Annotated in this window: 6 protein-coding genes, 3 pseudogenes and 1 riboswitch; of the genes and pseudogenes, 4 read left to right on the top strand and 5 right to left on the bottom strand. The window is 60.3% G+C overall.

The window, feature by feature from the left end; all coding sequences use genetic code 11:
* Positions 1–22 precede the first annotated feature (22 nt).
* From JCM25143_RS02680 to JCM25143_RS16210, 3 genes are all read left to right on the top strand, one after another.
* A complete protein-coding gene (locus tag JCM25143_RS02680) occupies positions 23–1,714 on the top strand; it encodes an alpha-keto acid decarboxylase family protein (RefSeq protein WP_025859940.1) in 1,692 nt (563 codons plus the stop codon).
* Positions 1,715–1,785: 71 nt separating this feature from the next.
* Complete coding sequence (locus JCM25143_RS22625; RefSeq protein WP_199897811.1) at positions 1,786–1,986, top strand: hypothetical protein; 201 nt, start codon at positions 1,786–1,788, stop codon at positions 1,984–1,986.
* Positions 1,986–3,080 (top strand): MFS transporter, encoded by a 1,095-nt coding sequence (locus JCM25143_RS16210; RefSeq protein WP_199897812.1) that lies wholly within the window; start codon positions 1,986–1,988, stop codon positions 3,078–3,080. The genes JCM25143_RS22625 and JCM25143_RS16210 overlap by 1 nt, the downstream gene beginning before the upstream one ends.
* A gap of 125 nt (positions 3,081–3,205) precedes the next feature.
* Here JCM25143_RS16210 and metZ read toward each other — a convergent pair.
* From metZ to JCM25143_RS02705, 4 genes and pseudogenes are all read right to left on the bottom strand, one after another.
* Positions 3,206–4,413 (bottom strand): annotated as a pseudogene (metZ, locus tag JCM25143_RS16215) (O-succinylhomoserine sulfhydrylase).
* Between the two features lie 93 nt (positions 4,414–4,506).
* Positions 4,507–4,586, bottom strand: a riboswitch (SAM riboswitch).
* A gap of 89 nt (positions 4,587–4,675) precedes the next feature.
* Positions 4,676–5,824, bottom strand: a pseudogene (locus JCM25143_RS25365) (GNAT family N-acetyltransferase).
* A pseudogene (locus JCM25143_RS16230) lies at positions 5,817–6,922 on the bottom strand (Rieske 2Fe-2S domain-containing protein). Before JCM25143_RS16230 ends, JCM25143_RS25365 begins: the two co-directional pseudogenes overlap by 8 nt.
* Positions 6,923–7,078: 156 nt before the next feature.
* The gene (locus JCM25143_RS02705) at positions 7,079–7,954 is read right to left on the bottom strand and encodes an ATP-binding protein (RefSeq protein ID WP_025859941.1); all 876 of its coding nucleotides are present in this window, start codon (positions 7,952–7,954) and stop codon (positions 7,079–7,081) included.
* Between the two features lie 142 nt (positions 7,955–8,096).
* Between JCM25143_RS02705 and yajC the strand changes: the two genes are divergently transcribed.
* Positions 8,097–8,453: a preprotein translocase subunit YajC gene (gene yajC, locus JCM25143_RS02710; protein ID WP_025859942.1), complete on the top strand. Its 357-nt coding sequence runs from the start codon at positions 8,097–8,099 to the stop codon at positions 8,451–8,453.
* Positions 8,454–8,498: 45 nt separating this feature from the next.
* Here the strand turns inward: yajC and JCM25143_RS22230 are convergent.
* Positions 8,499–8,664 (bottom strand): hypothetical protein (locus JCM25143_RS22230; RefSeq protein ID WP_159101584.1); only part of this gene is annotated, 166 nt, incomplete at its 5' end.

Here is an 8,664-nt window from a genome sequence, read left to right on the forward strand (position 1 = left end):
CCCACCAAGGGAGAAAGAAAACATGTCTTATACCGTAGGTACTTACCTCGCTGAACGTCTTTCCCAGATCGGACTGAAACACCATTTTGCTGTCGCCGGTGATTATAATCTGGTGCTGCTTGACCAGCTTCTGCTCAACAAGGATTGCGAGCAGGTTTACTGCTGTAACGAACTGAACTGCGGTTTTTCGGCTGAGGGTTATGCCCGCGCCAATGGTGCCGCAGCGGCTGTTGTGACCTTCAATGTTGGGGCTTTTTCCGCCCTGAACGCTATCGGCGGTGCATATGCCGAAAACCTTCCGGTTATCCTGATTTCTGGTGCACCCAATTCCAATGATCATGGTAGTGGGCATATCCTGCACCATACCATTGGTATTCCGGATTACGGCTATCAGCTCGAAATCGCAAAAAAGCTGACCTGTGCTGCTGTTTCCATTACTAGTGCGGAAGATGCGCCGGAAAAGATCGACCACGTTATCCGTACGGCCCTGCGTGAAAAGAAGCCGGCCTATATCGAAATCGCCTGCAATATTTCCGCTCAGCCTTGCGCGGCTCCCGGCCCCATCAGCGCTGTTCTGGATGAGCGTCCTTCAGACAAGGAAACGCTTGATGCAGCCGTGGCGGCTGTCGCCAGCTTTATCGAAAAGCACGAAAAACCCGCTATCCTGATCGGTAGCCGCCTGCGCGCCGCCGGTGCGGAAGCCGCTGCCGTGAAACTGGCTGATGCGCTGGGCTGCGTTGTTGGCACCATGGCCGCAGCGAAAAGCTTCTTCCCTGAAGAGCATCCGGGCTATGTGGGCACCTATTGGGGCAGCGCCAGCACGCCGGGTGTTAACGACATCTTTAACTGGACTGACAGCATTCTGGCGCTGGCACCCATTTTCAACGATTATTCGACTGAAGGCTGGACCGCATGGCCCAAGGGTCCGAACGTTGCCATTCTGGACAAGAACATTACCAAGCTCAACGGCTTTTCGTTCGACAATATCCATCTGAAGGAACTGCTGGAAGCGCTGGCGGCCTACTTCAAGGATAAGCCGAAAAAAGATGCCACTCTGGTTCAGTACAAGCGCGTACATACCGCAACGGTGGTTGAAACCACTGGCAGCGGTGATGACAAGCTGACCCGCGCGGACATCCAGTTGACGCTGCAGAGCCTTGTTACGCCCGAAACCACCATTATTGGTGAGACGGGCGATTCCTGGTTCAACGTAGTGCGCACCAAGCTGCCCAACGGCGCGCGCGTCGAAGTTGAAATGCAGTGGGGCCATATCGGCTGGTCTGTTCCCGCGGCATTCGGCTATGCCGTGGGCGCACCGGAACGTCGCACCATTCTGATGGTGGGTGATGGCTCGTTCCAGCTGACGGCGCAGGAAGTGGCGCAGATGACGCGGCGCAAGCTGCCGGTCATTATTTTCCTGATCAACAACGCGGGTTACACCATCGAAGTTGAAATTCACGATGGCCCCTACAACAACATTAAAAACTGGGACTACGCGGCTGTTGTAAACGCATTCAACGCGGAAGACGGCAAGGGCGTTGGCCTGCGCGCCACCACGGCGGGCGAACTGGCCGATGCGGTCAAGGTTGCGCTGGACAACAAGGAAGGCCCGACCCTGATCGAATGTGTGATCCCGCGTGATGACTGCACCCCGGAACTGATCTCCTGGGGCCGGCATGTGGCTACGGCAAACGCCCGTCCGCCTGCGAAATAACTTAACCCTTTGTGCGCCTGTTTTCCTTGTGGGGAGCAGGCGCACGGTATTTTGCAATATCGGAATTTCTCATGTCGGCTTCTCAGACGTCCAATACAGCGCCTTTGCCGGGTAGCGCGCCGGCAGGACAGCCGCAGACGATCCAGCCCCTTTATGTGCTGGCCTGGTTCTTGTGCGCGCTGTTCTATTTTTACCAATACGCTATCCGTTCAGCGCCCGGCATCATGCAGGACGAGCTGACACAGGCATGGGGTAACAGCCATCTCGGCTGATGATTGCTTCCTACTATATTGTCTATGCCCTTGCGGCGCTGGCTGTGGGTGTGCTGCTTGACCGCTACGGTGCCCATGCCACTATGCCGGTGGGCATTGCTATTACCAGTGTGGGCTGCCTTATTTTCGCGCAGGGGAGCCTCGCGGCAGGGATCGGGGGGTATGTTATCCAATCCCTCGGCGCTATCTGCGCTTTTGTCGGATCGTCCTATGTGGCGGCCCGTTATCTCCCCGCCCGCACGCTGGCCCTTTTTGTCGGGCTTACGCAGTGCCTAGGCATGGCTGGGGCGGCTTTTGGCTCCAAGCCCACACGTATCCTGATCGACCCTAATGGGTCTTTTCACATTCCGTGGCAGACTGTCTGGCTCGGTTTTGGTGTTATCGGCGTGTGTCTGGCCGTAGCGACATGGTTTGTCATGCCGCGTGATACGGGGGACAGCACGGCGCATCACGGGCATCTTTCCCTTGGTAACCTGCTCAAGCCGTTCCGTATTATTTTCGGTAATCCGCAAAGCTGGATCGCGGGTATCGTTGGCGGGCTCTTGTTCGTGCCCACCACCATTGGTGCGCTGGGTTGGGGGGCCTCCATGCTCAGCAAGGGCGAGCACACAACCATGGCTTTCGCAGCCTCGGATGTGTCCATGGTGCCGATTGGCTGGGTTATTGGCTGTCCGCTGCTGGGCTGGATTTCAGACAAGATCGGCCTGCGCAAGCCGGTGCTGATTGGTGGTGCCGTGGTGCTGCTGGCGGCCTCGCTGTGCGCGCTGTACATCCCCGCTGGTGTTATGCCCCGTTATTCGGTTGCTCTGGTGATGGGTATCGCATCTGGCGCGGCCATGATCCCGTTCTCTTCCATGAAGGAAGTGAACCCGCCGGAAGTGAAGGGCACTGCCGCTGGTGTCATGAACTTTCTGGTATTTGGCACCACGGGCGTGATGTCGCCGCTCGTATCCGCGCTGATGGTGGGGGGCGATACCGACAGCATGGCCCTGTTCCATCGGGCGTTCATGCCGCTGGTGGTCGGGATTGTTATCGCAATCGGGCTGTCTTTCTGCCTGCGTGAGACTGGCTGGAAAGCGCAGAAGCAGGGCTGAGAACTGTTTTAAGCGCCCGGTAAAACGGGTTTTTCTAACGGGCCTGTCCTTGCGGTTATACCGTGGGGGCAGGCCCGTTGTATTTTATGGGTGGCCCATGATGCCGGGCCACCGGGGCATGTGGCTTAAAGAGCGGCCAGAGCCGCGAAACCACGTGCCAGATCGTCGATCAGGTCCTGCGCATCTTCCAGCCCGACGGAGAAACGGATCGTCCCTTCGTTGATCCCCAGTGCCGCGCGGGCTTCGGGGGCGATCTTGGAATGGGTGGTGGTGCCCGGGTGCGTGACCAGTGAGCGCGAATCTCCAAGATTATTGGAAATGGCGATCAGCTTCAGCGCGTTCATGAATGCAAAAGCACCCTCGCGCCCGCCCGCAACTTCAAAGGCCACCAGCGTACCGCCAGCGCTCATCTGGCGCTGGGCCAGAGCATATTGCGGGTGATCGGCCCGGCCGGGATAGCGCACGGTGACAATGCCGGGGGCAGAGGCCAGATAATCCGCCACCTGTGCCGCATTGCGGGTCATGGCGTCCACACGCAGGGAGAGGGTTTCAAGTCCTTTGAGCATGACCCACGCATTGAAGGGCGAAAGGCGTTGCCGGTATTGCGTGTGAAAGGCTGAAGCGTTTCGGTAATCCACTGCGCGCGGCCCAGCACGGCCCCACCCAGAACACGCCCCTGACCATCGATATGCTTCGTGCATGAATACACGACCACATCCGCCCCCAGTTCAAGCGGCTTCTGGTACACGGGAGAGGCAAACACATTGTCCACCACCACAATGGCCCCGGCCTTGTGCGCCAGAGCGGAAATGGCGGCAATGTCGAGAATTTCCAGCATGGGGTTGGAAGGGCTTTCCAGCAGCACGGCGGCTGTTGGCTCGGACAGGGCTTCGGCCCATTCATCCATGTTGGTGCCGTCAACGAATACCGTGGTAACGCCGTAGCGCGGCAGCAGGTTGGCCACGATCCAGTGGCACGAGCCGAACAGGGCGCTGGACGCGACTACGCGGTCACCTGCTTTGACATGAGACAGCAGAGCGGAGGAAACCGCGCCCATGCCGGTTGAGGTGGCAACACAGGCTTCCGCCCCTTCCAGATCAGCCAGACGCCGTTCCAGTGCCGCCACGGTGGGGTTGCCAAAGCGGCTGTACTGGTAGTGGGTGACTTCGCCCGTGAAGGTTTGGGCGGCCTGTTCGGCACTGTCATAGACAAAGCCCGAGGTCAGGAACACGGGCTCGCTGGTTTCGCCATAGGCCGTGCGCTCAAGACCGGCATGGAGCTGGCGGGTGGCGGGGCGCCAGGTGGACTGGCTTGATGTATCGGAGTTGCTCATTCTGGTATCCGGTTTTCTCGTGTCAGACGATCCCGCGCACGTAATCCTGCGGTATCCGTCTGTTGAAACTGACCGTGGAAACCTTGACGTCGGGCGGGCGTCGTCAGGGCCTCTTTAGCGCACTTCTTTTACCTCGCCGCAATCCGGCCGGACAAATCACGAGGACACCCCAACAGGGTGTGCTTTCTGGTTAGGCGCGCAAGGCGGGTGCCGTCAAGCGACATGGCGGGCAGGGCAGGCGCGACCAAAGAGGCGGCCGCTCTCACAGCAGTGCTTGTAGCAGGGGGATGAAAGGCAGGTCCGCTTCGGGCATGGCGTAATCCCGCAGGTTTTCAGGCGCGACCCATGCTAGTTTCTGCCTTCACGCGGGGTGGGGGTGCCCTGCCAGCGTCTGCACAGATACAGGGGCATGAGCAGGTCAAAACCCGCATAGGCATGCGAGGCAAAGGTAAAAGGAGCCATGCAGGCGCGGCTCATATCCAGCCCCAGTTCCTCATGCAGTTCGCGTGCAAGGGCGGCTTCTGGTGTTTCACCGGGCTCCACCTTGCCGCCGGGGAACTCCCACAGCCCCGCCATGCTCTTGCCCTCAGGCCTGCGAGCCAGAAGAATCTGCCAGCCGGGTTGATGAGTGCTGCGGCACTGACCAAGACCAGCCGCCGCGCCGGTGCTCTGTCAGCTTCGGACGGGGGCGATGGTCTGCCCGTTTCGATAGCCGTCTCGGCACTGCTTGTAGTGCCAGAGGGGGGAGGGGCATCAGTGTTCGGTGCGGGAGCTGCGCGGTGGCAGCGGGGGCTTGCCCGGCACTATCGGGTGCCTTTTTGGGGGAGCGAGGCTGGCTGATATCGGTGCGGGTTGCTTCGAACAGTTCCACGGGCAGGTCGGTGCCGCGTGCCACAAATTTCTGTCGGTCCGTGCCTGTGTGGCGAAAGCCCGCGCGCTCCAGCACGCGAATGGAGGCCACGTTATCCTGTGCGGCGGTGGCGGTCAGGCGGTCTATGTTCAGGTGAGCCAGCGCCCAGCGTGCAATGCGGCTTGCCGCCAGCGAGGCAAAGCCCTGCCCCCAATAGGCGCGGCCTATCCAGTAACCCAGTTGCCCGACGCGGGGAGCATTGTCATGGGGTGCACGGCCTGTCTGGGGCAGCGGCATGATACGCAGGCCAATACAGCCAGCAAGCCTGCCATCGGGCCCCAGTATGGCGAAGTAGAACCCTTCGCCTTTCTGGCAAAGGGTCTGTGTGGCGGTTATCCATTCATCCGCCAGTTCCCGTGGGTAGGGAAAAGGCGGGCGGCTGAGCATGCGCACAACCTCCCAGTCATTGACCAGATGGTGCAGGGCCGGGGCATCATCGGGTGTCAGCAGGCGCAGGCGGCAGGGAGGCGCGTCAAGCTCGAGGGGTAGCGTATCAGGCATGAGACCCAGAGGCTGGCGGCACGCCGCATTCCTTCAGCAGGTCACGTAGCGCGTTGATAACGGGGAAGACCTCCACATTGTGGTCTCCACCCAGTTCGCGCCAGGCTTTTTGCTCCAGTTCCACAATTTCGCGGTCTTCTGCGAAAATACGCTCGGTAAATGCAACGAGGAACGGCCAGGCCATGTCCAGCAGGCCGGGAATTTTTGGCCGTTTGACCGAGAGCAGGCCAAAGGTGCGGTTGGTGAGTTCATCAGCACTCTGGGGCACGTAGACAATCCACAGATCCATCACGGGGTCTTCATCCCCGGTCTGGATCCGCAGGGTCTGGTAGGGGTATTCGGTGCGGATGGTCATGACATCGCGGTGCTGGAACTTGGCCGAGGCATCGCGCCGTTCACCAAAGATCAGCGCTTCGCCCAGAGGCTGGCTGCCGCCTGTGCGGGCAAAGCTGTAGCGGGCCTCAACCAGACCGGGTTCCTTGATTTGCCCAAGGAAGCGCGGTTTCATCTGGCCCATCTGCTTGGAGTGCATGAACTGATGGTTCATATCCATCAGGTTCTCGTGCATGAAACTGTAGTGGCACCCGACCTCGCGGCCAAAATACCGGGTTTTGTAAGCCGGGTTGGCAGCGCGTGCCAGAGCGGGCGGCAGCGGTGTTGTTTCGGCTTTTTCCGGATCACCGGGGAAGACAAAAATCATCCCATCCTGCTCGCGGCAGGGAAAGGTGCGCACCCCGTTGGGGAGCTTGCCCTTGCGAGATAGGGCACGTCAATGCAGCGGCCGGAACGGCCATAGGCCCAGCCATGATAGCAGCATTTGACTGAATCGCCTTTGACCTCTCCCTTGCTGAGCGGCACCTGCCGGTGGGCGCAGCGGTCTTCCAGAGCGAAAACCGGGCCTTCTTTGGGGCGTACAAGGGCAATTGGCAGGCCAGCATAGCGCGTGCCGATGGTCTTGCCGGGTTTGACTTCACGTGACCAGGCTACCGGGTACCAATAGTCCGGGTTGGAGCGGACAGTCCGAATGTCGACCCTGCCTGCCTCAGCCGCGTTGGCGGGGGCGCAGTAAACAGGAGCGGCGGGATCAGTCTGGGTCATGGTGCCTCGTATCTGATGACGGTACGCAGGTCTCCCCTGCATTCGATGCTATCTCAACGCATTGGCTGGCGGGACGCAAGACGCGAGAAGGCCTAAGGGCACATTCTTGCACCTTTGCGGCGTGTTTGTGGCCCGCCAGAAGTGCCCACTTAGAGATTACGGGGCGAGGGTACCCAGCCGGGCACTCAGGTCTTCGATAAACTGGAACGCCACCCGGCCGGAGCGGCTACCGCGCGTAATGGCCCATTCATTGGCGCGGGCCATCAGTTCGGCCTCGGGTATCGGCAGGGCGCGCTGGGCGGCATAGGCGCGCACCATATCGGCATAGGTGTCCTGCTCGCAGGCGTAAAAACCAAGCCACAGGCCGAACCGGTCGGAAAGGGAGACCTTCTCTTCCGTTGCCTCTGAGGGGTTGATGGCCGTTGCCCGTTCATTTTCGATCATGTCGCGCGGCATCAGGTGGCGGCGGTTGGAGGTGGCGTAAAACAGCACGTTTTCGGGCCGTCCGGCTATGCCGCCATCCAGCACGGATTTGAGGGCCTTGTAATCCCTGTCTTCCTTTTCAAAGGACAGGTCATCACAGAACAGGATGAACCGGCGCGGGTTCTCGCGCAAAAGGCTTAGCAGTAGTGGCAGGCTTGTCAGGTCTTCTCGCTGGATTTCGATCAGCGCTACCCGCCCCTTGCCGGGTGGGCAGGGTTTGCCATCGATCTGGTTGGCCAGAGCATGTGCCCCCTTGACCAGAGAGGATTTGCCCATGCCGCGTGCGCCCCACAGCATGGCGTTGTTGGCAGGCAGCCCGCTGGCGAAATGCTGGGTGTTTTCAACCAGTGTCCGGCGCTGCTGGTCTACCCCGCGCAGCAGGTCAACCGGCACATGGGCTACATGCGCTACGGGCTGCAGTCTGCCGCGTTCTGGAAGCCAGACAAAGGCATCCGCCGTGTCTACACCCTCCAGCGTTGCGGGCGGGGGGGACAGACGTTCCAGCGCCGTGGCGATACGTTCAAGAAGCGGGGTCTGCTCTGCGTCCATAGGGGCCTCTTTTTTCTCCTGTGCAGAAAGCATGCCGGCGCGTGCCGCGAACTTCCATGGAGGAGCTTGACGGAAAAGGATTGAAAACTATGGTCACTTCTTCCGTTTGTGCAACCAGCCTTATTCTGAAAGTCAGCACCCCATGTTCGATTTCCTTATTCCCGCCGCCCACGCCCAGACCGCCGGGGGCGGTGGTGCAGGAGCCGGGCTGATCTCTTTCCTGCCGTTTGTCGCGGTTTTCGCTATCATGTATTTCCTCATGATCCGCCCGCAGCAGCAGCGGCAGAAGCAGCTCAAGGCCGAACTCAAGGCCCTGCGCCGTGGTGACCGGATTGTGACCGCCGGTGGTGTTGTGGGTATTGTGCAGCGTAGCCGCGAGGATTCATCGGAAATCGAAGTGGAAATCGCACCCAATGTGCGTGTGACGGTTCTGCGTGAAACCATTTCCACCGTGCTGACCAGCACGGCCAAGCCTGCGAATGACGAACCCAGCAAGTAAAGCGGGCTGACCGGCTCGGGGCGGAACGCGCTGGCGTTGTTTCGCCTAGAGAAATGAAACCGGGTCGATATCTACATCGACCCGCACGGCCCGGCCGAGATCAACCGCCGCCAGCCATCGGCGCAGGATAGGCTGTACCGCAATGGACCGGCGGGTGCGCAGGAGCAGACGCCGCCTGTGCCGCCCGCGTAGCAGGGCCAGTGGTGCAGGG

The sequence above is a fragment of the Acetobacter papayae JCM 25143 genome, assembly GCF_000613285.1.
Lineage (GTDB): Bacteria > Pseudomonadota > Alphaproteobacteria > Acetobacterales > Acetobacteraceae > Acetobacter > Acetobacter papayae.